22 protein-coding genes are annotated in these 22544 nt (G+C 67.7%); 6 read left to right on the top strand and 16 right to left on the bottom strand.

Annotated elements, in window-relative coordinates; translation table 11 throughout:
- Positions 1-185 precede the first annotated feature (185 nt).
- The gene (locus tag AC5RUU_RS06250; RefSeq protein WP_493974353.1) at positions 186-1010 is read right to left on the bottom strand and encodes an IclR family transcriptional regulator; all 825 of its coding nucleotides are present in this window, start codon (positions 1008-1010) and stop codon (positions 186-188) included.
- 575 nt (positions 1011-1585) lie between these two features.
- On the opposite strand from AC5RUU_RS06250, the gene AC5RUU_RS06245 reads away from it, so the two are divergent.
- Positions 1586-2221 (top strand): LysE family translocator, encoded by a 636-nt coding sequence (locus AC5RUU_RS06245; protein WP_493974352.1) that lies wholly within the window; start codon positions 1586-1588, stop codon positions 2219-2221.
- Positions 2222-2313: 92 nt separating this feature from the next.
- Here AC5RUU_RS06245 and AC5RUU_RS06240 read toward each other — a convergent pair whose 3' ends face one another.
- Complete coding sequence (locus tag AC5RUU_RS06240) at positions 2314-3177, bottom strand: SDR family oxidoreductase (RefSeq protein ID WP_493974351.1); 864 nt, start codon at positions 3175-3177, stop codon at positions 2314-2316.
- Positions 3178-3299: 122 nt separating this feature from the next.
- Between AC5RUU_RS06240 and AC5RUU_RS06235 the strand changes: the two genes are divergently transcribed.
- Positions 3300-3677: a winged helix-turn-helix transcriptional regulator gene (locus tag AC5RUU_RS06235; RefSeq protein ID WP_493974350.1), complete on the top strand. Its 378-nt coding sequence runs from the start codon at positions 3300-3302 to the stop codon at positions 3675-3677.
- A gap of 219 nt (positions 3678-3896) precedes the next feature.
- Entirely contained in the window at positions 3897-4160 is a 264-nt protein-coding gene (locus AC5RUU_RS06230; protein WP_493974349.1) for a hypothetical protein, read from the top strand.
- 54 nt (positions 4161-4214) lie between these two features.
- On the opposite strand, the gene AC5RUU_RS06225 is transcribed toward AC5RUU_RS06230, so the two are convergent.
- The gene (locus tag AC5RUU_RS06225; RefSeq protein ID WP_493974348.1) at positions 4215-4964 is read right to left on the bottom strand and encodes a 3-hydroxybutyrate dehydrogenase; all 750 of its coding nucleotides are present in this window, start codon (positions 4962-4964) and stop codon (positions 4215-4217) included.
- A gap of 52 nt (positions 4965-5016) precedes the next feature.
- A complete protein-coding gene (locus tag AC5RUU_RS06220; RefSeq protein WP_493974347.1) occupies positions 5017-6399 on the bottom strand; it encodes an MFS transporter in 1383 nt (460 codons plus the stop codon).
- A 130-nt stretch (positions 6400-6529) separates the two neighbouring features.
- On the opposite strand from AC5RUU_RS06220, the gene AC5RUU_RS06215 reads away from it, so the two are divergent.
- Entirely contained in the window at positions 6530-7435 is a 906-nt protein-coding gene (locus tag AC5RUU_RS06215; protein WP_493974346.1) for a LysR family transcriptional regulator, read from the top strand.
- On the opposite strand, the gene AC5RUU_RS06210 is transcribed toward AC5RUU_RS06215, so the two are convergent.
- From AC5RUU_RS06210 to AC5RUU_RS06160, 11 genes are all read right to left on the bottom strand, one after another.
- A complete protein-coding gene (locus AC5RUU_RS06210; protein WP_493974345.1) occupies positions 7436-8371 on the bottom strand; it encodes a spermidine synthase in 936 nt (311 codons plus the stop codon).
- A 97-nt stretch (positions 8372-8468) separates the two neighbouring features.
- Positions 8469-10007, bottom strand: coding sequence for a D-glycero-beta-D-manno-heptose 1-phosphate adenylyltransferase (gene rfaE2 / locus AC5RUU_RS06205; RefSeq protein WP_493974344.1), 1539 nt, complete (start codon positions 10005-10007; stop codon positions 8469-8471).
- The gene (locus AC5RUU_RS06200) at positions 10004-11431 is read right to left on the bottom strand and encodes an aldehyde dehydrogenase family protein (RefSeq protein ID WP_493974343.1); all 1428 of its coding nucleotides are present in this window, start codon (positions 11429-11431) and stop codon (positions 10004-10006) included. Before AC5RUU_RS06200 ends, rfaE2 begins: the two co-directional genes overlap by 4 nt.
- Before the next feature lie 41 nt (positions 11432-11472).
- Positions 11473-12174, bottom strand: coding sequence for an SDR family oxidoreductase (locus AC5RUU_RS06195; protein ID WP_493974342.1), 702 nt, complete (start codon positions 12172-12174; stop codon positions 11473-11475).
- Positions 12175-12224: 50 nt separating this feature from the next.
- Entirely contained in the window at positions 12225-13733 is a 1509-nt protein-coding gene (locus AC5RUU_RS06190) for a PfkB family carbohydrate kinase (RefSeq protein WP_493974341.1), read from the bottom strand.
- Positions 13730-14425, bottom strand: coding sequence for a D-sedoheptulose-7-phosphate isomerase (locus AC5RUU_RS06185; RefSeq protein WP_493974340.1), 696 nt, complete (start codon positions 14423-14425; stop codon positions 13730-13732). The genes AC5RUU_RS06190 and AC5RUU_RS06185 overlap by 4 nt, the downstream gene beginning before the upstream one ends.
- A complete protein-coding gene (locus AC5RUU_RS06180; protein ID WP_493974339.1) occupies positions 14422-15675 on the bottom strand; it encodes a glycosyltransferase in 1254 nt (417 codons plus the stop codon). Before AC5RUU_RS06180 ends, AC5RUU_RS06185 begins: the two co-directional genes overlap by 4 nt.
- The gene (locus tag AC5RUU_RS06175) at positions 15672-16706 is read right to left on the bottom strand and encodes a glycosyltransferase (protein ID WP_493974338.1); all 1035 of its coding nucleotides are present in this window, start codon (positions 16704-16706) and stop codon (positions 15672-15674) included. Before AC5RUU_RS06175 ends, AC5RUU_RS06180 begins: the two co-directional genes overlap by 4 nt.
- Positions 16703-17791: a glycosyltransferase family 9 protein gene (locus AC5RUU_RS06170; RefSeq protein WP_493974337.1), complete on the bottom strand. Its 1089-nt coding sequence runs from the start codon at positions 17789-17791 to the stop codon at positions 16703-16705. The genes AC5RUU_RS06175 and AC5RUU_RS06170 overlap by 4 nt, the downstream gene beginning before the upstream one ends.
- Positions 17791-18327 carry a D-glycero-alpha-D-manno-heptose-1,7-bisphosphate 7-phosphatase gene (locus AC5RUU_RS06165; RefSeq protein WP_493974612.1) on the bottom strand — a complete coding sequence of 179 codons (537 nt, stop codon included), beginning with the start codon at positions 18325-18327 and terminating at the stop codon, positions 17791-17793. Before AC5RUU_RS06165 ends, AC5RUU_RS06170 begins: the two co-directional genes overlap by 1 nt.
- A 178-nt stretch (positions 18328-18505) precedes the next feature.
- Positions 18506-19468 (bottom strand): sigma-70 family RNA polymerase sigma factor, encoded by a 963-nt coding sequence (locus AC5RUU_RS06160; RefSeq protein WP_493974336.1) that lies wholly within the window; start codon positions 19466-19468, stop codon positions 18506-18508.
- Between the two features lie 144 nt (positions 19469-19612).
- Between AC5RUU_RS06160 and AC5RUU_RS06155 the strand changes: the two genes are divergently transcribed.
- Positions 19613-20653, top strand: a complete 1041-nt coding sequence (locus tag AC5RUU_RS06155) for an NAD-dependent epimerase/dehydratase family protein (protein ID WP_493974335.1) — start codon at positions 19613-19615, stop codon at positions 20651-20653.
- A 113-nt stretch (positions 20654-20766) separates the two neighbouring features.
- Here AC5RUU_RS06155 and AC5RUU_RS06150 read toward each other — a convergent pair whose 3' ends face one another.
- On the bottom strand, positions 20767-21300 hold the full coding sequence (locus AC5RUU_RS06150) for a hypothetical protein (protein WP_493974334.1): 534 nt from the start codon (positions 21298-21300) through the stop codon (positions 20767-20769).
- 178 nt (positions 21301-21478) lie between these two features.
- On the opposite strand from AC5RUU_RS06150, the gene AC5RUU_RS06145 reads away from it, so the two are divergent.
- On the top strand, positions 21479-22447 hold the full coding sequence (locus AC5RUU_RS06145) for a hypothetical protein (RefSeq protein ID WP_493974333.1): 969 nt from the start codon (positions 21479-21481) through the stop codon (positions 22445-22447).
- Positions 22448-22544: the final 97 nt, after the last annotated feature.

Below are 22544 nucleotides of genomic sequence, written 5' to 3'. Positions count from 1 at the left end.
CTCCTTTTCGTTGTGTGTCTGCGTGGAAGAACTTCTGTATCAACTAAAGCCCCTTCGGGAGCTGGTTCACAGGGGTTTCGATGGGGTGCTGTCCGGTATTTCAGACAACCCTGACCGCGCTTGCCCTGTCACTGCCGGTCCATGTTTCCGCAGGCGGAAGGCTAAGAGTGACGGGGCATGCGAGGCTACTTTCCGGGGCGTCCGTGGATCCGGACCGAGAGTTCGTCGGCGGCTTTCTGGACCCGGGCAGCCAGGACGGGCCATCCGTCGGCGGCCAGTTTGTCCTCAAGGAACGTGACCGCAACGGCTGCGGTGGGCCAGCCCAGGTGGTCGGTGACGGCGGCGGCAATGGACCCGAATCCGGGCGTCACCTCACCGTGCTCGGTGGCGTAACCGCGCTGCCGGACCTGGTCCAGGTGCGAGGACAACGCCGAGTACTTCATGATGGGCGCCTCTGTCTCATGCCGCGCAGTGAACGCAGCCGCATTTGGATACAGTGCCCGGACCTGGGACTTGGGCAGCGCCGCGAGGATGGCGCGCCCGCTGGCGGTGAGGTGGCTGGGAAGCCGGACGCCGACGTCGGTCACCAGGGACGGGCGGTTCTTAGCCCGCTCCTCCACGATGTACAGCACGTCCCGGCCATGCAGGACGGCGAGGTGCGCACTCTCCCCGAGTGCGTCAACCAGGCTGGCGAGCAGCGGGCGGCCCAGCCGGGACAGGGGTTCCTGTCGCGAATAGGCTGAGCTGAGTTCGAATGCGCTGATTCCCAACCCGTAGCGCTGCTCCTCATGGAGGTGGAGAACGAAACCGTTCGACTCCATGACGCCCAGCAGGTGGTAAACGCTGGAGCGTGGCAGCCCCAGGGAGGAGGCAATTTGCGACGCCGCCATCGGCCCGCGCCGCGAGGCCAGCAGTTTGAGGATGCGCAGCGTGTTCTCGGCTGCAGGAACCTTTGATGCCACCTTTGCGCCCCGTACTGCCGCCTGCGGCTTCGTTTCCGTCGCCAACATCCACCCTCCTTCCTCAAGGACTCCCGGCCTATCCGGGATCCCATACTTAACCATGCACCTTCAGTTACTCTTCTTATTACTACTCAACACCCCCACCGTCTAAAATCCCAGACATGGTCATTAAGCGCGACCAGCAGTCTTAAAAGATGCGTGTTCCCGGCATTAGTCGGGCTGCCCCGCTTCGGAAGTTCCCCGGCGCACACCGGCACTGCGCTCACACGTAGCATCAGAAGGGCAGAACGGGCGCCTGGAATACTTACCCAGCGGGGAGCTCGTCCATGAACCCGACCACCGAGGCAACGGCAGCGGCAATTGTGTCCCTGCCCTCCACGCTCCGCACTGCGCCGCCTGCCATGAACCAAGCATCCCAAGGGGGGTCTGACAAAACGGCCCCCTTAGTGGGCAGGCAGAAAAAGATTCAGAAGTCTTTTTCGAGAACCCGCCCCCCTGGGCGGGGGCGTGATGGCGGCCGGTGCTTCCGCGAGGGGGTGACCGACGACGACGCGCCCACCTTGAGGACGAACCTCGCCCCTGCCGGTAGTTCCGGCAGCAGCCTCCCGGAGTTAAGATCAGGCATGGTTCCCCTCTCCAACCTGCTGGCATTTTCGCTGGCTTCCGTGGTGCTGATCGCTGTGCCGGGGCCAAGCGTGCTCTTTGTGATCGGCCGTTCCCTCGCCCTCGGCTGGAGGGGCGGCGTCCTCACCGTCCTGGGAAACGCAACCGGGCAACTGGTTCAGGTGGCAGCGGTGGCCCTTGGTGTGGGCGTTGTGGTGGCACAGTCGGTGATCCTCTTCAGCATCGTGAAGTTCGCCGGGGCGGCCTACCTCGTCTATCTGGGCATACAAGCAATCCGCCACCACCGGAAGCCGGCCGCACCCGATCAGCACACCGTCCCGTCCTCGCCCTGGCGGCTGGTGGGACAGGGGGCCATCGTGGGGGCCACCAATCCCAAGTCGGTGGTGTTCTTCGTCGCCGTCCTGCCGCAATTCGTGGATTATCCCTCCGGCGCCATTCCCTGGCAGCTGGGCCTGCTCGGCGCGGTGTTCCTGCTGATCGCCCTGATCTCGGACAGCCTTTGGGCCATCGCCGCCGGCACAGCCCGGCAGTGGTTCGCCCGCTCACCGCGGCGGGTGGCGGCGGTGGAAGCCACGGGTGGAACACTCATGATCGGGCTGGGTGGAACCCTCGCCCTCACGGGAAACAAGTCCTGAGAGCCAGCAAGTCCTGAGAGTCAGCACGATATAGCCGGAACAAGCAGGTGCCCGGTCCCACAGGGCCGGGCACCTGCCTGTTTGCAGCCCGGCTAAGCCGATGCTGCGGCGGACCGTACCGCCTCGGCGAGGGACGTCGTCGTACGGCCGATCAGCCGGCGCAGGTCGCCGCTGCTGACGAGGAGGTCGCCCCGGGCGATGCCGAGATCGGAGTCGGCCAGGATCTCCGCGAATGCCTCCGGAACGCCCGCGCCGGTGAGCAGCCCGGCATAGTCTCCGGCCGGCAGGTCGTTATAGGTGATGTGCTTGCCGGTGGCGGCGCTGATTTCGGCAGCGAGGTCCGCCATGCTGAACGGTTCATCGCCGCCCAGCTCGTACACCTTGCCCGCCTGCCCCTCCGCCACCAGCACTGCCGCTGCGGCGTGGGCGTAGTCAAGCCGCGAGGCGCCGCTGACCTTGCCGTTACCGGCGCTGCCGGCGATTGCCCCCTGTGCCAGCGTTCCCTGAAGCTGCCCGGTGTAGTTCTCCAGGTACCAGCCGTTGCGCAGCAGGACGAACGGGACACCGGACTCGCGGAGGATGGCTTCCGTGACCTGGTGCTCGGCGGCGAGCTTCATTCCGGTGGTATCGGCGTTGGCAATGCTGGTGTACGCCAGCAGCTCCACTCCCTCGGCCTTCGCGGCCTCAATCACCGTCCGGTGCTGCTCCACCCGCTGGCCCACTTCGCTGCCCGAGATGAGAAGCACCCGGCGCGCGCCCTTCAGGGCCGTGGCCACGGACGCCGCGTCCGAGTAATCCATCGGGCGGACGCGCACCCCCTGCTCCGCGAAGCCGGCCAGTTTGTCGAGGGACCGTCCGGCGGCCACGATGTCCTGCACCGGAACGTTGCGCTCCAGCAGTGCCTCGATGACGTGGCGGCCGAGTTGTCCGGTTGCTCCCGTTACGACGATGCCCACAGTAGGTCCTTTCAGTTAGGTAATGACCTGTCGAAGGGCACAACCAGGCCGTTCCGAAGTTACTTCCCGAAAGAGAGTACGCACTTTGAAGTAAGGTACTGACCCGGAGGTAAGCTGGTGGCATGGAAGCCACGACGCATCCGTCCCCCCTGCCCCGAAGCTTTGCCGACGGCGTCTTCCCCGCCGGGTGCCCAAGCCGGACACTGCTTGACCACATCACAAGCAAATGGGGAGTGCTGATCCTGCTGTCGCTGTCCGAAGGGGCGCAGCGGTGGAGCGAACTGCGGCGGCGGGCTGAAGGCATCAGTGAGAAGATGCTGGCCCAGACCCTCAAGACCCTGGAACGCGACGGGCTGGTCAGCAGGCATCCCCAGCCGGTCATTCCTCCCCGCGTGGATTACAACCTCACCGAAAAGGGCTATGAACTGAGCGAACTGTTGATCCCGCTGGTCGCGTGGGCATTCGACAATGCCGACGAGATCATTAACGGCCAGCGCTGACCGTCGCCGTTGCCGCCCAGGAACCACAACCAGCACATTTTCCAGCAGGTAGTGGCATGCCCCAAAGACGAGTACCTGTTACTGGTGTGACTGGTGTGAATAGCGCATAGCTTTTGCGTAAGGTGCCGGCCGGAATTGGAGGACCATCCTCTGCTGGGAGCGTTCCTGCCACCAGCACCAGACGGAAGCGGCAGGCTGCCGCTCGAGGAGTTGGTTTGCATGGCGAAGGACTATGCGCAGGACATGTCCGGCTTGGGGAGCCCCATCAGCCTGGCCGCTGCGGCGGGCAGGACGTGGGGCAGGGTGCGAAGCACGCTTCGTCCGCGTTCCCCCTACCGCATCGGGGACGCGGTGGTGGGCGATGATCCCTTCAACGGCAGGCGCGAAGGGTTGGTGATATCGCACCGGGGAACGGCTGTGGGCGTACACACGGCCCACGGGGTGTTCTTCTACGACCACCGGATGCTCAAGCCCCACGATTAGGCTGCCCCTGGTCCAGCGCCAACACCGACGAAAGACAACGGACCTTGCGGGCGGCTACTTCGCGGACCAGCCGCCGTCCATGGTGTAGCTGGCACCGGTGACCATGCCCGCACGGTCTGATGCGAGCCATGCGACCAGGGACGCCACCTCCTCCGGCTCCACCAGGCGCTTTATGGCGGACTCGGTGAGCATCACCTTGGCCAGGACTTCGGATTCGGGGATGCCGTGCACTGCGGCCTGGTCAGCCAGCTGCTTCTCCACCAGCGGCGTGCGGACGTAGCCGGGGTTGATGCAGTTGGACGTCACCCCATGCTCCCCGCCCTCCAGCGCCGTCACCTTGCTCAGCCCCTCAAGGCCGTGTTTGGCGGACACGTACGCGCTCTTGAACGGCGAGGCCCGGAGGCCGTGCACCGAGGACACGTTGATGATCCGCCCGAACCCGTTGGCATACATGTGCGGCAGGGCAGCCCGGACCAGCAGGAACGGCGCCTCCAGCATCAGGGTCAGGATCCGCCGGAACTGCACGGGATCGAACTCCTCGATGGGGCTGACGCGCTGGATCCCGGCGTTGTTCACCAGGATGTCGCAGTCCAGGCTCAGGGTGGCGAGCGAGTCCACGTCCAGCAGGTCCACGGCCCATGAGGTGCCGCCCACCTCGTCGGCGAGCGCAGCGGCGCCGGCGGAGTCGACGTCGGCCACCACCACTTTGGCCCCGTGCGCCGCGAGCAACCGCACGCACGCTGCTCCGATTCCGCCGGCGCCCCCGGTGACCAGCGCCTTCCGCCCGTTCAAATCATGTTCCATTGCTGTTCCCATCGTGCGCGTAGTCAACCAGCGGTCCAACGGCCTGCGCAGCTCAGCGTGCGCTGGCCGGAAGCAGGCCTTCCCGGGCGGCGTCGGCCTTGTCCACTTCTTCGAGGGCGATGCCCTTGGTTTCGCGCAAGCTCAGCACGGCAACCGAGGTGATGGCGCAGGCGACCACCAGATAGATGGCCGTAGGCACCCAGGACCCTGTGTCCTTCAGCCACTGGGTTGCCAGCAGCGGGGCGAGCGAACCGGCGAAGATGGACGTCACCTGCGACCCCAGCGACACTCCGGAGTACCGCATGCGGGTGGGGAAGAGCTCGGCCATGATGGCGGGCTGCCCGGCGTACATGAAGGCGTGCAGGCACAGGCCGATGGTCACGGCAGCGACGATGATCACAGGGTTGCGGGTATCGAACATCGGGAAGGCGAAGAACGGCCAGGCCGCTCCGGAGACAGCACCAATCAGGTACACCGGCTTGCGGCCAAGGGAATCCACCAGGCGCCCCACCTGCGGGATGACCAGGAAGTGGATGACGTGGGCGATCAGCAGTGCCAACAGGAGGGAGGAGGTGTCGTACTGGTGCACGCTCTTGAGGTAGACGATGGAGAAGCTCACCACCAGGTAGTACATGATGTTCTCCGCAAAGCGCAGGCCCATGGCCTGCAGGATGCCTTTGGGGTACTTGCGGACCACCTCAAAGACGCCGTAGCTGACGGCCTGCTCTTTCTCCACCAGGGCTTTGGCCTCGAGGAAGATGGGGGCTTCGGTGACGTGGGTGCGGATGTAGTAGCCAACGAACACGATCACCGCGGAGAGCCAGAACGCCACGCGCCAGCCCCAGCCCAGGAATGCCTCACTGCTCAGGACCGAGGACATAATGAACAGCACCAGGGTGGCCAGCAGGTTGCCCACGGGTACTGCCGCCTGCGGCCAGCTGGACCAGAAGCCGCGCGACTTGTTGGGGCTGTGTTCGGCGACCAGCAGCACGGCGCCGCCCCATTCACCGCCCAGCGCGAAGCCCTGGATGAAGCGCAGGGCCACGAGCAGGGTCGGGGCCAGGTAGCCGATTTCGGCAAACCCCGGCAGGCAGCCCATCAGGAAGGTTGCCACGCCCACAATGACGATGGTCAGCTGCAGCGTCGGTTTGCGGCCCAGCTTGTCACCGATCTGCCCGAATACGATGCCGCCCAGCGGACGTGCCACAAACCCCACGGCATAGGTGATGAAGGCCTGGATGATGCCGTCCAGTTCGTTGCCCGTAGAGGGGAAGAAGTATTTGCCGAACACCAAGGTGGCAGCGGTGGCGTACAGGAAGAACTCATACCACTCCACCACCGTGCCCACCATGGACGCGGCCACAATCTTCTTCAGCCCCGCTCCCTTGGCGGCGGACCCGGCGGCATTGTTGCCCGGGCGTTGTTCTACGCTCACTGGTTTCTCCTTTAGTGTCCACACTGACACGTGCTGTGATCTACAGCACTGATGACTACCCTGAGTATTGCTGCACAAACATGCGGCCTCAATGACCAAAGCGGCACCCGCCCTGTGCAGAATTGCAGATATGAACGCCAATCCGGATGACCTTCTGGTACTGCTCGCGGTGTCCCGCTCCGCAAAATTCACGGCCGCGGCCCAGGCCCTGGGCCTGAACCACACCACCGTGTCACGGCGGATCGCCGCGTTGGAGAAGTCGCTGGGCGGCCGGGTCCTGGCCCGCGCCGCGGGCGGCTGGGAGCTGACGGAGCTGGGCGAACAGGCTGTGCACGTGGCCGAGCAGGTGGAGGCTGTCCTTGGCACGCTTGGACCTGCGGGGAAGGCACCCGACCCGATAACCGGCGTCGTACGGATGACCGCTACTGACGGTTTCAGCGCCTACATTGCGGCACCGGCCGTGGCCCGGCTGCGCCGCGACCACCCGGGGCTCAGCGTGGAGGTGGTGACCATGACGCGGCGGGCACTGCAGCAGCGTTCCGGTCTGGACATCGAGGTGGTGGTGGGAGAGCCGCAGGTGCACCGCGCCGAAGCCGTCCGGCTGGGGGAGTACATGCTGGGGATGTATGCCTCACGCTCCTACCTTGCCGAACACGGAACGCCCGTCACTGTGGCGGAGCTTAACGGGCATCCGCTGGTGTACTTCGTGGACTCGATGCTGCAGGTCGACGACCTGGACGCGCCGCGCCGGCTGGTCCCGGCCATGCGCGACGGGCTGACTTCCACCAACGTCTTCGTCCATGTGGAGGCCACGCGGGCTGGAGCGGGCGTCGGCTTCCTGCCCTGTTTCATGGGCGACCTCCACGATGACCTGGTCCGGCTGCTGCCGGACCAGATCGCCGAGCTGCTCCCGTACTGGATGGTCCTGCGGCCGGATTCGCTGCGACGGCCCGCCGTCGCGGCAGTGGTGCAGGCACTGCGGGACCAGGTGGCCCTGCACCGGGAAGCCCTGCTGGGGCGGGGACGACAGGCATGACTACCGCGCCTCACCCGGCAGGTCGTGCCGGACGGGGGCGCCGGCAGCGAAGGCCCGCACCTGGGCGTCGTTCCAGCGGTGCGCCGGGACCGCGCCGCCCAGGAGGCGGCGGGCGAGCTGCGGATCATCCCCAAAGGGAATGTCGCTGCCGGCCATGACCATGTTTCCGTAGCGGCGGCCCTTCAGCATGGCGGGGTCGGCGATGATCAGGGTGTGCTCGAACGCCGCGGCGATGGTTCCGGCGTCCTCACGCGCGTTCTTCAGGTCCGGCCCGTCGCCGGAGTTCACCACGTAGATGCCGCCCGGGGCCAGGACGCGGCGGACGTGCTGGTTGAATTCGGCAGTGGTCAGCGGGCGCGGGGTCAGGGCGCCGGCGAAAACGTCCCGGATGATGAAGTCCCGGGTGTCCGCGGTCAAGGTCTCCGTCACCTGGCGGGCCTCCCCCACCCGCAGGCGCAGCAGCGGCGCCTTGGGAAGATCGAACCAGCCGCGCACGTACTCGGCCAGCTTCCCGTCGAGTTCCACCACCACCTGCCGCGCATCCGGGTAGGCGGCGGCAAAGTAGCGTGCCAGCGAGCAGGCGCCGCCACCCAGGTGCAGGCCCCGCAGCCTTGGTGGCGGGGATGTTCCGGCCTCGGATCCTCCGGAAGCAATGCCCGACGGCGGCCAGCGCGACTCGATCAGCGCCGCCATCCAGCGCATGTACTCGAAGTCCAGGAACAGCGGGTCGGCGAGGTCGATGTGCGAGCTCATGACGCCGTTGATCTTCAGGAGCCAGCCAGTGGAGTTGTCCTGGTCCGCGATAAGCTCGCAGTCGCCCGTGTCGATATAGTAGACGCCCTCCACCGGACCGCCCGGTTTGCTGCCCTTGGGCTGGTCGGCGACGCCCGCCGTCGTCCGGCCCGCCCGGCCGCCTGACTTTCCGCGTTTCGCCATTACCCGTGCCGCGCCTCAGTCATCCTTCAACCCTAGTTGAATTCCTGGCCCGCCCACCGCCCCGGGGACGGCCGGAGCGCGGCCACAGCAAATGCAGCTAGATGGCCGGTGCCGCGCCTTCGCCGTCCCGGATCCGGTTCACGACGGCGGTAGTGGAACGTTCGGCCACGTAGTCCAGGATGGCCACGCGGCCGCCGTACTCCTCCACCGCGGGAGTCTCGGCCAGCATCTCCGGCGTGTAGTCCCCGCCCTTGGCGTAGACCTCCGGGCGGAGCCGCCTGATGAGCGGCTCGGCGGTGGGCGTATCGAAGACGGTCACGTAGTCCACGCAGCTCAGGGCCGCCACCACGGCTGCCCGGTCCCCCACTGCGTTGATGGGCCGCCCGGCACCCTTGAGCCGGCGGACGGAGCCATCGCTGTTGAGGGCCACCACCAGGATGTCGCCCAACTGCTTGGCCTGGTTGAGGTAGCGGGTGTGGCCGCTGTGCAGCACATCGAAGCAGCCGTTGGTCAGCACGATCCGCTGCCCCTGCGCCCGGTGAGCCTCGATCTGCCGTTCCAGTTCATCAGCGCCGAGCGCGGTGTCCGCGAACGCCCGCAGGTACCGGCCCAGCTGTTCGGTGCTGCAGACCGACGTTCCCGGCTGGTGCACCACCACGTCTGCGGCCGACTGTGCCAGATCCAGGCTCGCCGTCAGGGGCAGCCCGGCCGAACGTGCAAGGGTAAGTGCAGCCACGAACGTGTCGCCGGCTCCGGAGGCCTGCTTCTCCGCTGCCGGGCGTGCCCACGTACGGTGCCTGACGCCGTCGGAAGTCACCAGTGCTGTCCCGTCCCGGTCCAAGGTGACCACCACGGCCCGGGCGCCCGTGGCAGCCAGCAGCTCTGCAGCGTGCCCGCCGACGGCCTCCACACGCTGCTGGCCCTCGGGGAGCCGCAGGTCCAGGAGCCGCGCCGTTTCCTGCGCGTTCGGCGTCACGAGGTCCGGCCGCAGCGGAGCCCAGGGGCGGGGGTCGTGCGAGTCGACAACCACCAGCGGCCGCCCGGATGGACCGCCTTCCGGGCCTACCGCCAGCGCCTTCACCAGCCCGGCATGCACGGGATCGGCCAGGACTCCGTTGCCGTAGTCACAGACGAGTACAGCGGCCTGGCGTTCGACGGCGGCATCCACCGAGGCGGCCAGCGCGTCCAGGGCTTCGGCATGTACAATTTTGGCTGAGTCGTCCATCCGCAGCATCACCTGGCCGCCGCTGCTGATCCGAATCTTGGTGGTGGTCACCATGTCCGGGTGGGAGTGCAGGTAGCGGACATCGATGCCGGCCGCCACCAGCTGGTTGCGCAGGTCCACCCCGGCGTCGTCGGTTCCGATGATCCCCGCCACGGAAACCCTGGCCCCCAGGGCAGCCAGGTTCATGGCGGTGTTGGCTGCGCCGCCGGGAACGGATTCGCGGACCTGGATGTCCACCACCGGGGCGGGTGCCTCCCGGCAGAGCCGCTCGATGCTGCCGCTCCACCAGCCGTCCAGCATGAGATCGCCGATCACGAGGATCCGTGGTTCTTCGGCCGCCAGCCGCCCGGGCAGCCACTCGGACAGCGCACGCTGGCTGGAGAGGTCCACGGTTTCGGGAGACGTGCTCATGGCTGGTCCTTGCGTGGGGTAAATGCAGGAGGAGCAGCAATGTGCACCACCTTCACCTGGGTGAACTCATCCAGCAGTTCCGGGCCGTAGCCGAACCCGTGCCCGCTTTCGCCGCGGGGCTGCGCTGCGCCACCCGGGGCGCCGCCAAACACCTCATTGACCTTGACTGTCCCCACCGGCAGGGCCGCCACCGCCTGCTGGATGTGGGCGATGTTGCCGCTCAGGACAGTGGCGGCGAGGCCGTACCTGCCGTTGCATGCCAGGCGGAGGCCGTCGTCGAACGTCTTCACCACCTGCACTGGCGCGACCGGGCCGAAGGTTTCCTCTGTCATCACCTGCATGCCGTCCGTGCAGCCGAGCAGCACCGTGGCCGGGTAGAAGGAACCCGGACCGTCCGGAAGCACGCCGCCCTCAACCGCCCGTGCGCCCTGGTTCAGGGCGCCGGCAACCTGGGCATGAACCTCGTCCCGCATGCGCAGGTCCACCAGCGGCGCCACGGTGCCGTTGCTGTTGCGCAGCGCTGCTTCGGCTTCCAGGGCGGCGCAGAATTCCTCCGCGACGGCCTCGTGGACGTAGATCCGCTCCACCGCTGTACAGATCTGCCCGCTGTTGCTGAAGGCGCCGATAGCCGCCTGGCTGGCAGCCCAGACCGGATCCACGTCGCTGTCCACCAGCAGGGGATCGTTGCCGCCGTTCTCCCTGATGACGTGGGCCCCCGTCAGCGCCCCGGCCCTGGCTATCCGGGCTCCGGAGGCACTGGATCCGACGTGCGCCAGCACGTCCACGTCAGCCTGGGACAGCAGTTCACCCACTCCTGCCCCGCCGGACACTGTGAGGAACACGCCGGGCGGGAAGGCAGGCGCCAGGACCTCGCCCAGCGCCTCGCCCAGGCGCGGGCACCGCTCGCTGGGTTTGTGGATGACGGTGTTGCCGGTGACCAGCGCCGCGCCGATCAGGCCGCAGGCCACCGCAACCGGGTCGTTCCAGGGCGTCAGGAGGACGGCGATGCCATGCGGTTCCGCCACGGTGTAGTCCGAGGCGAGCCGGTTGCCGCGGAGGCTGTGGCCGCGGTGTACCGGGCCCAGTTCGGCGTATTGTTCCAGGGTGGAAACGCCGGCAGCAATCCCGGCGAGCGCCTCCTCCACCGGCCGGCCGGTTTCGCTGGCGTTCAGTCCGGCCAGCTCCTGCGCTGCAGCATCCAGTGCCCTGGCGGCGCTGCGGAGGGCGGCACCCCGCTCAGCCGGTGCCGTGGCTGCCCACTCGCCGGCGGCGCTGCGCGCCACCTCCACGGCATGGTCCACCGCAGCCGGCTCGGCTTCTGCGACCGTCCACAGGACCTTACCCGTGCGCGGATCCCGGATGGTGATGCCGGAGCCGTTGGCGGCGTCCCTGCTGGTGGTGGTTTCGGTGGCTGTTGTAGGCATGGGGGTCCTCCCGTCGGTTTGTGCTTGGCCGGTCTGCAGGTTTAGGGCCAGGAGCCCTCTTCCTCGTGGCAGATCAGCATTTCGCGGACTTCACAGCCCTTCGGCTGGGACAGCGCGAACAGGATGGCCTGGGCCACGTTTTCGGGGTCGTTCAGCCGTGAGTCATCCTGCGGCTTGTACTGCTCGGTGCGGTCGTCGAAGAAGTGGGTCTTCATGCCGCCGGGGATCATGGTGGTGACGCCGATTTCGCCGCCGGTCTCAGCCGCGAGCGCGTGGCTGAAGCCCACCACGCCGAATTTGGAGGCGCAGTAGGCCGTTGCGTCGGCCACCGCGCGCTTGCCCAGCGTGGAGGCGATGGTAACCACCCGGCCGTGGGTGGACTTGAGGTAGGGCAGGGCCGCGCGCACCACGGATACCGTGCCCATCAGGTTCACCCCGATGACTTTCTCCCACTCCGTGGCTTCGACGTCGGCCAGCTTGCCGCAGCGGTCGATGCCGGCCGCCGTGACCACCGCGTCCAGGCCTCCCACGGTGTCGGCGGCTTCACGTACGGCAGCTTCCACGGCCAGGCGGTCGGCGACGTCCACTTCGAAGGCCTTGACGCCAGATACGCTGCTGATATCGCGGTCCAGCACCACCGGGGTGCCGCCCGCCTTGAGGACGGCATCGACGACGGCGGCGCCCAGTCCGGAGGCCCCTCCCGTGATCAGGACGCGGCCGGGTGCATTGGGTTCTGTGGTCATGGTGTTCCTTTCAATGGGAAATACAAAATCGGATGGTCCGGTGGGGCCTGTTAGCCCACCTTCGCTAGCGCATCGGCAAGGCCTGTGGTGGAACGGGCCGGGTGGTAGGGGACGGTGAGGCAGCGGCCGCCCCAGCTTTCCACCAGGTCTGCCTCAGGGAGCTTCGCGCCCTTGTAGTCGCCGCCTTTGACCCAGATGTCCGGGCGCAGCCGCTCCAGGGCGGCCTCGGGTGTGTCTTCGTCGAAGACCAGCACCGCGTCCACGCACTCCATTGCGAGCAGCAGCTCCGCCCTGTCGTGCTGGCCGATGATGGGTCGCTCCGGGCCCTTGAGCCGCCGCACCGAATCATCCGAGTTCAGGCAAACGATCAGACAGTCCCCCAGGTCACGGGCCGCGGTGAGCGAACGGACATGGCCCGCGTGCAGCAGGTCGAAGCAGCCGCCGGTGGCAACCACGGTTCCGCCGTTCTGCCGGACCGTCCTGGCCAGCAGCAGCGGTTCAGTGGGACGGCGCTGCGCGAGCGCAAAGGACTGCGCCAGCTCAAAGGACTGGGCCGGCTGTAGGGATCGTGCCCGCGCGGAGGACAGCCCTAAGGCTTCGGGCTCCTGCGCGGCTGTGCCGGTGGTGCGGTCCGGCAGTGCCGACACTCCTCCGGCGGCCAGGAAATCTGCGGCGTCATGGACTGCCAGGCCGGCAGCTTCCTCGAGGGTCCGTCCGGCGAGAAGGTGCACGGCCAGGCCGGCTGCCAGCCGGTCCCCCGCGCCGCAGGGATCACCGGCTTCCACCCGGGGAGCGGGGACGAAGTGCGGGGCCGGGTCATCGCCGCGCAGCAGCACGGCGCCCTGCTCGCCCTTCGTGACCAGGACAGCCTTGCTGTGCCAGTGGTCCAGCAGGATCCGGCCAACCTCGGCGGCCTGGTCCGCCAGCTCATCCATTCGTGTGACCGGCGCGTGGTCCTGCCCGGGCTGCGGAGCCTTTTGCGCCAGGGCCTGGGCGGCCTTGACGGCTTCGGACAGGTTCGGCGTGACCACGGCTACGCCGGGAACCGGGTCCGGGCCGGAAGGATGGGGATCCCAGATGACGGGCACCTTCCCGGCCTGCCGGGACAGGAGCTCGCGGAGCCGGGGATTGGCCGCCACTCCCCTGCCGTAGTCGGCGACGATGATCACGCCTGCCTGTTCCACGGCGCTGAGCATTGCCGGGTTAACTTCGGGGACTGGCGTCTTACCGCAGCCCTGGTCGAAACGCACTACCGGGTGGGAACCTGCCCGCACCCGGGTTTTCACTGGCGAGGGGTAGCCACTGGGACCCGCCACCAGCCGCACTCCGGCCAGGTGCTCCTTCAGCTGCCGCCCGGCGTCGTCATCGCCAAGAACCGTCACCAGGGTGACGGGCCAGCCGTCCTCGGCAAGCATCCGGGCCACCAGCCCGGCACCCCCGGCCCGGCGGCGGACGCCCGAGACATCCACTACCGGAACCGGGGCGTCGGGGCTGAGGCGGGTGGCCTCGCCCAAGAGGTCCACGTCCAGCATGACGTCACCAACCACAACGATCCTCATGGCCGGCCACCTCCAACCGTGGGGCTGCGGCGGGCGACTTCGAGGTCGAAGGCCCGGCACACAGCGTGCAGTGCGATCAGGTGCCCTTCCTGCGCGTTGGCGTTGAGGGCGTCGATCATGACGGCTTCGTCGCAGGCATCAGCGAGTGGGTTGGGCCCAACGCCGGTCAGCGCCCAGGTGGTTACATTGAGCCGCGACGCCGCCTCCGCGGCGCGCAGCAGGTTCGGGCTCTTGCCGCTGGTGGACAGGAGCATCAGCACATCGCCGGAACGGGCGTGCGCGCGGACCTGTCGGGCGAACACCTCGTCGTAGCCGTAGTCATTGGCGATGGCGGTGACCGCGGAGGACTCGGCATGCAGGGAGATCGCGGAGAAGGGGACGCGTTCGCCGTCGAACCTGCCCACCAGTTCGGCGGTGAGGTGCTGCGCCTCTGCGGCCGACCCGCCGTTGCCGGCAGCGAGTAGCCGCTGGCCGCGCAGCAGGCGCTGCGCGAGCTCGACACCCCATGCCGCGAGCCTGCCGGACTGGCTGCGCAGCGAGTCCAGCGCCGGAACCACGCTGTCCAGGTGGCTCCGGACGGCGTCGGCGCTTTCCGGATCCACGAAAGCGGCTCCCGGCAGCATGGCGGGCAGTCCGGGCGCGGTGGCCAGTGCGCGCAGGTCGGACTCCCTCAGGGACCATTCAGCAGTCACAGCGCTGCTCCTTCCATCGGGGCGATGCCGGCCGGAGCCTCCGCCACGGCGAGCTGGTACGCCTTCTCGGTTTCCGCGGCCACCCGCTCCCATGAGTATCTGGTTTGGGCACGCCGCTGGCCGGCCTGTCCGAGCTCGGCCCGCAGGTCCGGATTCCCGAGCAGCAGCGCAAGCGCGGAGGCGATGGCCTCCGGATCGCGCGGTGGTACGTGCAGGCCGGTGGCGTGGTCCACCACCGTGTCCCGCAGGCCGCCCACGGCAGCAGCCACCACTGGAACACCGCAGGCCATCGCCTCGAGCGGGACGATGCCGAAGGGTTCATACCAGGGCGCGCACACCACCGCATCCGCGCTCCGGAAGATCCCGGGCATCTCGCCGCGGGTGACCTGGCCCTCAAGCGACACCTGGTTCGAAACGTCCAGCTCGGCCGCGAGGGCCAGTAGCCGCTGCACCTCCGGGTCGGCATGCAGCGCACCCGAGTCTCCGCCGCCGCCCACGATCAGCAGCTCGACGTCGTCGAATCCCGCCTGGCGCAGGTACGGCAGGGCGCGGATGACCAGGTCCACGCCCTTCCGAGGCACCAGCCGCCCCACGGAGAGGATCCGGTGGCGGCGGGTCCGGGCGGCGGCCGGTCCTTCTGCGGAGAAGAAGCCCAGGTCCACGCCGCAGGGGGCGATGGATATCTTGCCGGTGGTGATGCCCATGGCCTTGAGCTCAAAGACTTCGTCCGAGCATGTCGCGATGATCCGGTCCGCGGAGCGCCCAACGCCCGGTTCCAGCCAGCGGCGTTCGGTGGGGCTGGTGTCCTCGGCGCCCTGGTGCCGGCGCTTCACGGTGCCCAGGGCGTGGAAGGTCTGGATGACGGGGACGCGGTATCCGGCGTCGGGACGCCGGGCCGCGTCGAGCGCGGCGAGCCCGGACATCCAGAAGTGCCCGTGCACCACGTCCGGCGGCCGCTGGCCCCAATCTTTGGCCACCCCGTCGGCAAGCTCCCCCATGTAGGGCAGCAGCTCATCCTTGGGAACGTGCCGGGCAGGGCCTGCATCAACATGGACAACCTCGAACCGGCGCCCCACCCGGACCCTGGCGGGAAGCTCCGTTGCATCCCTGCGGGTGTAGACAGTCACGTGGTGGCCCCGCTTTGCGAGCGCCTCGGACAGCGCGGCGACGTGCACGTTCTGCCCGCCGGCGTCCACTCCGCCCAGTGCCGCCAGCGGACTGGCGTGCTCCGAAATCATGGCGATTTTCATGGGGTCTTCCTTCCTGGCGCCGGGACGAGGATCCGCTCGTCCTGGTGCCCGTTGACGGAGTGCCGGGGCTGGCTGCGCAGGTCCGCCAGCAGCTCATCCCAACGGTCCTGGAACTTGCCCAGGTTGTAGCGTTCCAGTGCCGCCTCACGGGCGGCGACGCCCCGCCGTCGGGCTTCATCCGGATTGGCGACCAGCCGCTGCGCACAGCGCAACAGCTCGTCGATATCGGCGGAGACGGCGCCGGCTTCCGGCGGCACCGCTCGCGGTGCTTCGGTGGTGGCCAGCGCCACCACCGGCATACCCAGGTGCATGGCCTCCAGGAGGGACAGGCCCAGGGAGGTCCAGCGCATCGGGTGTACATAGACGCGGCAGCGGGCCAGTTCCCGGTGCAGTTCCTGCGTTTTCAGGTCGCCGCGGGAGGTGAGGCGTGCCGCCGCTATTCCGGTGTCTTTTGGCAGCCCGTCTGTCTTCATGCCGAAGACCTGCAGCGGTGCCACGGAGGCGAAGGCGGGGAGCAGGTCCGTGCCCGTGACCCGGCCCCTGCGCACTGGTTCGTTGACCACCACTCCCAGCTCGGCCAGCTCGCCCGTATACAGGTGCCCGGGGTCCGGGATTCCGTGCTCAATGACCGTGGCGGGAGCGGATCCGTTGTCCCAGGCCAGCTTGTTGAAGTGGGTCACGTGGACCACGGGAATGCTGTCCTGGCCAGCCAGCGGGTGGCTGGTGAACGGGAAGTCACCCTTGGGGGTGTTGTGCTCCACGTACACCGCCGGCAGGTCAAGGCCCGGGGTCCGCCCAAGCAGCCGGGCCGCTTCCGCGATTTCTTCGGGGCGTTGGAGTACGACGGCGTCAACGGCGTCGGCGTCGAGCGTCGCCAGGTCCACCTCCCGTACTGAAGACGGCCAGTCCCTGCCGGCACGGCCAAGTCCCCAGGCGCCACCTCCCGGCAGGACAGGAAGGAGGTACTCATGACGTCCGCGGACAAAGGCGTCCGTCCAGGAACCGTGGACATGCCAGAGCAGGATTTTCATCTGTTGCGGGCCTTTCTACGGGTGCTGACGTGGGTGCTGAAGGAGCTCACTCCGCCGATCAGCCGTTCGACGGCGGCCACCACTTCCTCCGGGGATACCGAGTCGAGGCAGGGGTGGCCCGGGACCGGGCAGACGCGGGCGCGGGTCATCCGGCAGGCCGCGTTCTGGTCGCCGAGGAGTTCCAGCGGCACCCCGTACGGTGCCCACCGGATGGCCGGCACCACGGGCGAGAACAGGCATGCCACCGGGGTGCCGACGGCGGCTGCCAGGTGCGCAGGGCCGGTATTCCCTGTGACCACGGCGTCGGCGCCCGCCATGACGCCTGCCAGAGTGGAAAGGTCCGTACGTCCGCCAAGGTCCAGTGCCGAGGGACCTGCAACGGTGGCCGTCAGGGATGTCTCGTTGGGGCCGCCTGTGACCACCACCCGGTGCCCTGCGCCCTGAAGGAGTTCGACGGCGGCCGCGTGGTGCAACGGCGGCCAGGCCCTTGCCGGGACGGCAGCCCCGGGGTGGACCACCACGTAGGGCCCGTTCCCCACCAGGTCCCGCACATCGGGGACGGACGCCAGGCGGAGCTTGCCATCGTCCCCTGCCGGCAGCCGGAAACCGGCAGCCTCCGCTATCCCGAGCGCACGTTCAGCCTCGGGCTGGTCCTCCGGAAAGTCTTCCCCCGGCTTCAACCGGACATCAAGCAGTGACCCCGCGTAATCGGTGGAGGCCCCGGTGATCCGCTCGACGCCGGCCAGCCTCAGCAGCAGGGCCAGCGGCAGCGGGGACTGGTGGAAGGACGTGAGGATGACCGCTTCCGTAATGCGGGAGTTGCGGACGAAATCGATGAGACGGTCGGCGTGCGGGCCGGTCATCTTTGGCGCGGGGTTCATGATCCAGGGGCTGTCCCAGCTGTAGACCTCCGCCGCGCCGGGCAGCAGGCCGGCCGCGGCCTCCCCCTGCCTGCCGCACAGCATCACCACATGGTTCGCCCCGCTGCCGTCAGGAGTCCGGCCGTGGGCCACGGCCCGGACCGCCGGCCCGGCCAAAAGGACATCGCCCATGCTGTCCAGGCGTGCCACCAGGACGCGGCCCATCAGGGCGCCGCCTGCAGCAGGCCGACGGCGGCCGCGAGGTCCGGGGCGACCAGCCGTGCCGCTGCCACCTCCTCTGCCCGGGTCACCGGGGTGGGAACCAGAACGCCTGTTGCTCCGGCAGCCTCCGCCGCGCGGACATCCGCCCCGATGTCGCCGATGAGTGCTGCCTCGGATTCGGGAATGCCCAGCTTCCTGCAGGCGCTGTGGACCATGCCGGGCTGCGGCTTCCGGCAGGCGCAGGCGTCTTCTTCCGAATGCGGGCACACTTCCCACACATCGAAGGGTCCCAGCAGTTCTTCCACCCTGGCGTTGACGCTGGCCACATCGGCCTCGGTGATCAGGCCGCGGGCGATGCCCGACTGGTTGCTGATGACGCCGGTGGCCATGCCATCGGCCCGGAGGCTGTCCAGCACTGCCTTGGCGCCCGGCATCGGCCGGACCAATGCCGGGTCCCCGTTGTAGGGCACATCGACCACCAGTGTTCCGTCCCGGTCGAACAGGACAGCGCGGAACTTGGACGTTTCGGAGCTTCCCATATCCACCCTGTTCCCTCCTCCTGCTGCTCCTAAACAGGGCCGCAGGCTTTTCTCGGCTTTCAGACCGGAAAGATCCGAGCCGCTGAACAGGCAAGATAGGGATTTCTGGGGCTACTGCTACTCCTTCCGCCCCGCTGTGGACGTGGTTTCCGCGAGCGGCACGCGGGCGTTCGCGCGGCTATCGGGTCCTGGCTTTGGCACCGATCCGGCGGCCGTGACCGTTGCCGGCAAGTCCGGAACCGATGGCGGTGGGGCCGGGGCGCAGTGACCCCGCTGTTCCGCTGCTCCGGCCCGATTGGCCGGTCCCCTGCTGTGCATGCGTCCCATCGTCGCGGGCAGTTCCGCCCGGACGGGAGCTGTTCTCAAGCCGGCGCTGAAGTTCCACCAGGACCCGGGCCAGCCGGCGCGAAACCTGCATCTGGGACATGCCAAGCCGCTTCCCCAGCTGCACCTGGGTCTCCTCGCAGAAATAGCGGCGGTAGAGGAGTTCCCTGTCCGCGGCGTCCAGGTCCTGCATGGCCTCCCGCAGGCAGGCCAAATCCTCCAGGCGCTCCAACGGCGTTTCCGGGCAGGCAAGCATGTCCCCGATGGGGGGTGCGTCCGAGTTGGGGTTGACGGCGTCGAGGGAGTCCGGATGCATGCTGCTGGACGCCGAGATGGCTTCCTGGACTTCCGCCGGATCGGTACCGAGCTCTCCGGCAAGCTCCTCCACACTGGGATTCCTTCCCAGCGTCTGGGTCAGCTCCGGCTCGGCACGGAACAGCCTGGTCCGGAGGTCCTGGATGTGCCTGGGCGGGCGGACCACCCAGGTCCGGTCGCGCAGGTACCTCTTCAGCTCACCGGTGATGGTGGGGGCGGCGTAGGCGGGGAAACTTTCACCCTTGGCCTGGTCAAACCCGCGGGCTGCCTTGACCAGGCCAAGATAGGCCACCTGGTTAAGGTCTGCACGTTCGCGACCACGGGCCTCGAACCGGCCTGCGAGGGCTTCCGCAAGGTCCAAATAGCTGAGGACGAGGTCGTTCTCAAAGGTTTCGCGCAGGCGTCCGGACGAGGCGGTTGAGGGGCTTCGATGCGGCAGGTCTGGCTGTGGCCGGTGGACCGGCGTAGCATCCACGGCAAGCGCGGCTGAGTATTCAGGCATTGTCGATGGTTCCCTCGGTCTGGTTCCGAAAGCCTGCGGCAAGACTTAGAAGAAGGAAATCATAAGGTTGCTTATAAAACAATCCTCCCCGCTATAGGCTCAGGCTGTCAGCGGATCAGCCCATCACCGGAGGAGTCCTTCTTCATGCGCATCGCCATCACCGGAGCCAGTGGAAACGCAGGAACAGCACTGCTGCGCAATTTGCAGGGCCAACTGTCCGGGAAACCCGGAAGCCTTCAACTGACCGGCATCAGCCGGCGGCTTCCGGACACCTCCCGGGAACCGTACGCAGGGGTGGCCTGGCACACGCTGGACGTTGGCCTGGAGCGCGACAAGCCGCTGCTGGAGGCCGCGCTGACCGGCGTGGACGCCGTGGTGCACCTGGCGTGGCAAATTCAGCCCAACCGGGACCTCGAGCAGCTCTACCGCACCAACGTGGGGGGCACCAGGAATGTCCTGGAGGCAGCCAGGGCCGCCGGTGTTAAGCAGATAGTCTGCGCGTCGTCCGTTGGCGCCTACAGCAAAGCCCCGAAGGACCGGCGCACGGACGAATCATGGCCGGCGGAGGGCATGGCGGGCTCGCACTACAGCAGGCATAAGGCGGAACAAGAGAAGCTGCTGGATAGTTTCATGGAAGCCAACCCGGGAATAGCGGTGGCCAGGCTCCGGCCCGGCCTGATCTTCCAGCGGGACGCCGGCAGCGAGATCGGCAGGTACTTCCTGGGGCCGGTGTACCCGCGGCTCCTGCCGGCCCGGCTCCGGATTCCGCTCCTGCCCGCACCGGACAACCTCATTTTCCAGGCCGTCCACGCGGACGACGTTGCCGAGGCCTACTGGCGGGCCATCGACCAGCGGGCCAGCGGCGCCTTCAACATCGCCGCTGAACCCGTGCTCACACCCCGGGAAATCGCCCGCATCCTGGGCGCCCGAAGGATCCTCCCCATCCCCATGGCGCTGCTCCACAAAGCCGTGGGCCTGGCCTGGCGGCTCCGGCTCGTGCCAACCGATTCCGGCTGGGTGGAGATGGCAGCAGGGGCGCCGGTCATGGACACCGGCCGCGCACGCCGCATCCTGGGATGGGAAGCAAAAAAGTCCTCTGTGGATGCCTTCAAGGAAGTCCTTGAGGGCATGGGACGGGGGAAGGGAGTGCCCCCTTCCCCCGTCCTTAAACCACGCAAAGACTGACAGCGCGAACCCTGGCAGCGCAAGCCCAAACCCCCGGCCCCATCACTGCCTTGCCCTGACGCCAAGCCTCGGCCTGCCAAGCCCTCGACCTGCCAGACACCGGCGTGCAGGTACTAGATACCGGTCCGCGGGTTGTCACGGTCCCGGCGGTCGGCGTCGCCGCGGGCCTCGTCGTTAATGGTCTCGTCGCCACGGGCATCGTCGCGGATGGTCTCGTCGCGGACCGCGTCACTGCGGACAGCGTCCTGTGCGCCATCGCCACGGGTACCGGCGCCCCGCCTGCTGCCATCCCTCCCCACATCCGGATCAACGTCGTCTGCCTTGCGGCTGTGGCTGGCGACGTCGGCGCGAAGGGAATGCGCTTCCTGGGCCGTTGCATCGGCTTCCTGCCGGAGCCGCGCCGCATTGACCTGAGCCTGCTCGGCATCGGCGCGGGCTCGCGCCGCTTTGGCCTCGCGTTCCCGGGCATCGAGTTCCATATTCTCCGCCTCGCGCCGGATTTCTGCTGCTTTTTCCCGATGGGCATCGTCGCGTTTTTGCTGGATTGCCTTCCGGCGCCTGCCGCTTACCAGCAGCAACGCAATCAGTACCAGCACAACGATGGCGACTACCACCCAAACCCATGGAGCTATTTCCAAACTACCCACCACTTTCCATTTCGAGTGCCCGGCCTGGCCTGTGCCATACCGGCTGACGTTTCCTGGAACCGTTAAAACTCGCTTAGCAAGGGTACTTACCTTTTATTAGTAATCATGCTTATTATTTTACGGCCAGTATTGCTGGTTCTTGATCAACAACCGGCCTTCTTGGAAAGAGAGAGCGAAGATGACAGAGAACCAATGGCCCGAGGACCCCGCTTACACGGCTCCCCCGGCCACTACGGGAAGTCCGGGCGAGCGGACCGCCACCACCTTTCCAGCCGCCGCCACTCCGCAGGCCGGGTTTACGGACACCAGTGACACCTCAGGAGGGTCCCGGAAGGACGCGGCAAAAGAAGAAGCGGCGGACGTAGCCCGCACAGCAAAGGACTCCGCCCAGGGCGTCGCCCAGACGGCCAAGAGTGAGGCGGCACACGTAGCGGCCGAGGCGAAGTCCAGTGCCAAGGATTTGCTCGGCCAGGCGAAGTCGGGCCTGAGCAGCCAGGCCGGCACGCAGCAGCAGAAGGCGGCCGAGGGCATCCGGACCATTTCCAGCCAGTTGCAGAGCATGGCGGACGCCCCGGACCAGCAGGGCGTTGCCAGCGACCTGATCCGCCAGGCCGCAGAGCGCACGTCGTCCATGGCTACCTGGCTTGAGAACAAGGAGCCCGGTGACCTGCTCGGCGAGGTCCAGCGGTTCGCCCGGAACCGTCCGGGAACCTTCCTGCTGCTGGCCGCTGGTGCCGGTGTCCTGGCCGGCCGCCTCACCCGCGGCCTCACGGCAGGCGCTCCGGAGACCCCATCAGCAACTGGCCGCACCGCCGGCATTGCCGGGGAATACTCCGGTACTGGGTACGGCGACCAGTACAGCGAATCGTACCGGCCCGCCGGCGGGACAGTGCCGCCGCCTCCGGTCCAGCTTCCCGGCCCGGCCACCACCACGGCAGGGTACGACGGCGGCGCTCCCGGCAGCGGCTACGCCGAGCCAGTGCGTCCTGCCAGTGCCCTGGACAGTCCGCAGCTGGTGGAAGAACCATGGTCGGGAAACCAGATTGCTGACGATCCCCTCCGCGACCGCGACCTGGCCGACGATCCGATGGCCGGGGATCCCCTCACCCGGGACCGCAACGCGGACGGTCAGTCTGGCAGGCCGTGATGAGTAGCCAGATTCCTGAGATGCCGCCCAGTGAGGCGCATCAGAAGGCTGATAACGCTTCGCTGGGTGAGTTGCTGGGTGATGTGACCCGGGACCT

This window comes from Arthrobacter sp. K4-10C (genome assembly GCF_059090085.1).
Note: the sequence above shows the minus strand (reverse complement) of the source record. Positions and strands in the feature narration are given on the sequence as shown.

Bases quoted from the DNA above. Each gene is read 5' to 3' on its own strand.
- AC5RUU_RS06250 (WP_493974353.1), bottom strand. From the start codon at position 1,010: ATGTTGGCGACGGAAACGAAGCCGCAGGCGGCAGTACGGGGCGCAAAG.
- AC5RUU_RS06175 (WP_493974338.1), bottom strand. From the start codon at position 16,706: ATGAAAATCCTGCTCTGGCATGTCCACGGTTCCTGGACGGACGCCTTT.
- AC5RUU_RS06245 (WP_493974352.1), top strand. From the start codon at position 1,586: ATGGTTCCCCTCTCCAACCTGCTGGCATTTTCGCTGGCTTCCGTGGTG.
- AC5RUU_RS06225 (WP_493974348.1), bottom strand. From the start codon at position 4,964: ATGGAACATGATTTGAACGGGCGGAAGGCGCTGGTCACCGGGGGCGCC.
- AC5RUU_RS06190 (WP_493974341.1), bottom strand. From the start codon at position 13,733: ATGAGGATCGTTGTGGTTGGTGACGTCATGCTGGACGTGGACCTCTTG.
- AC5RUU_RS06180 (WP_493974339.1), bottom strand. From the start codon at position 15,675: ATGAAAATCGCCATGATTTCGGAGCACGCCAGTCCGCTGGCGGCACTG.
- AC5RUU_RS06170 (WP_493974337.1), bottom strand. From the start codon at position 17,791: ATGGGCCGCGTCCTGGTGGCACGCCTGGACAGCATGGGCGATGTCCTT.
- AC5RUU_RS06160 (WP_493974336.1), bottom strand. From the start codon at position 19,468: ATGCCTGAATACTCAGCCGCGCTTGCCGTGGATGCTACGCCGGTCCAC.
- AC5RUU_RS06155 (WP_493974335.1), top strand. From the start codon at position 19,613: ATGCGCATCGCCATCACCGGAGCCAGTGGAAACGCAGGAACAGCACTG.
- AC5RUU_RS06235 (WP_493974350.1), top strand. From the start codon at position 3,300: ATGGAAGCCACGACGCATCCGTCCCCCCTGCCCCGAAGCTTTGCCGAC.
- AC5RUU_RS06230 (WP_493974349.1), top strand. From the start codon at position 3,897: ATGGCGAAGGACTATGCGCAGGACATGTCCGGCTTGGGGAGCCCCATC.
- AC5RUU_RS06165 (WP_493974612.1), bottom strand. From the start codon at position 18,327: ATGGGAAGCTCCGAAACGTCCAAGTTCCGCGCTGTCCTGTTCGACCGG.
- AC5RUU_RS06145 (WP_493974333.1), top strand. From the start codon at position 21,479: ATGACAGAGAACCAATGGCCCGAGGACCCCGCTTACACGGCTCCCCCG.
- AC5RUU_RS06195 (WP_493974342.1), bottom strand. From the start codon at position 12,174: ATGACCACAGAACCCAATGCACCCGGCCGCGTCCTGATCACGGGAGGG.
- AC5RUU_RS06215 (WP_493974346.1), top strand. From the start codon at position 6,530: ATGAACGCCAATCCGGATGACCTTCTGGTACTGCTCGCGGTGTCCCGC.
- AC5RUU_RS06200 (WP_493974343.1), bottom strand. From the start codon at position 11,431: ATGCCTACAACAGCCACCGAAACCACCACCAGCAGGGACGCCGCCAAC.
- AC5RUU_RS06210 (WP_493974345.1), bottom strand. From the start codon at position 8,371: ATGGCGAAACGCGGAAAGTCAGGCGGCCGGGCGGGCCGGACGACGGCG.
- rfaE2 (WP_493974344.1), bottom strand. From the start codon at position 10,007: ATGAGCACGTCTCCCGAAACCGTGGACCTCTCCAGCCAGCGTGCGCTG.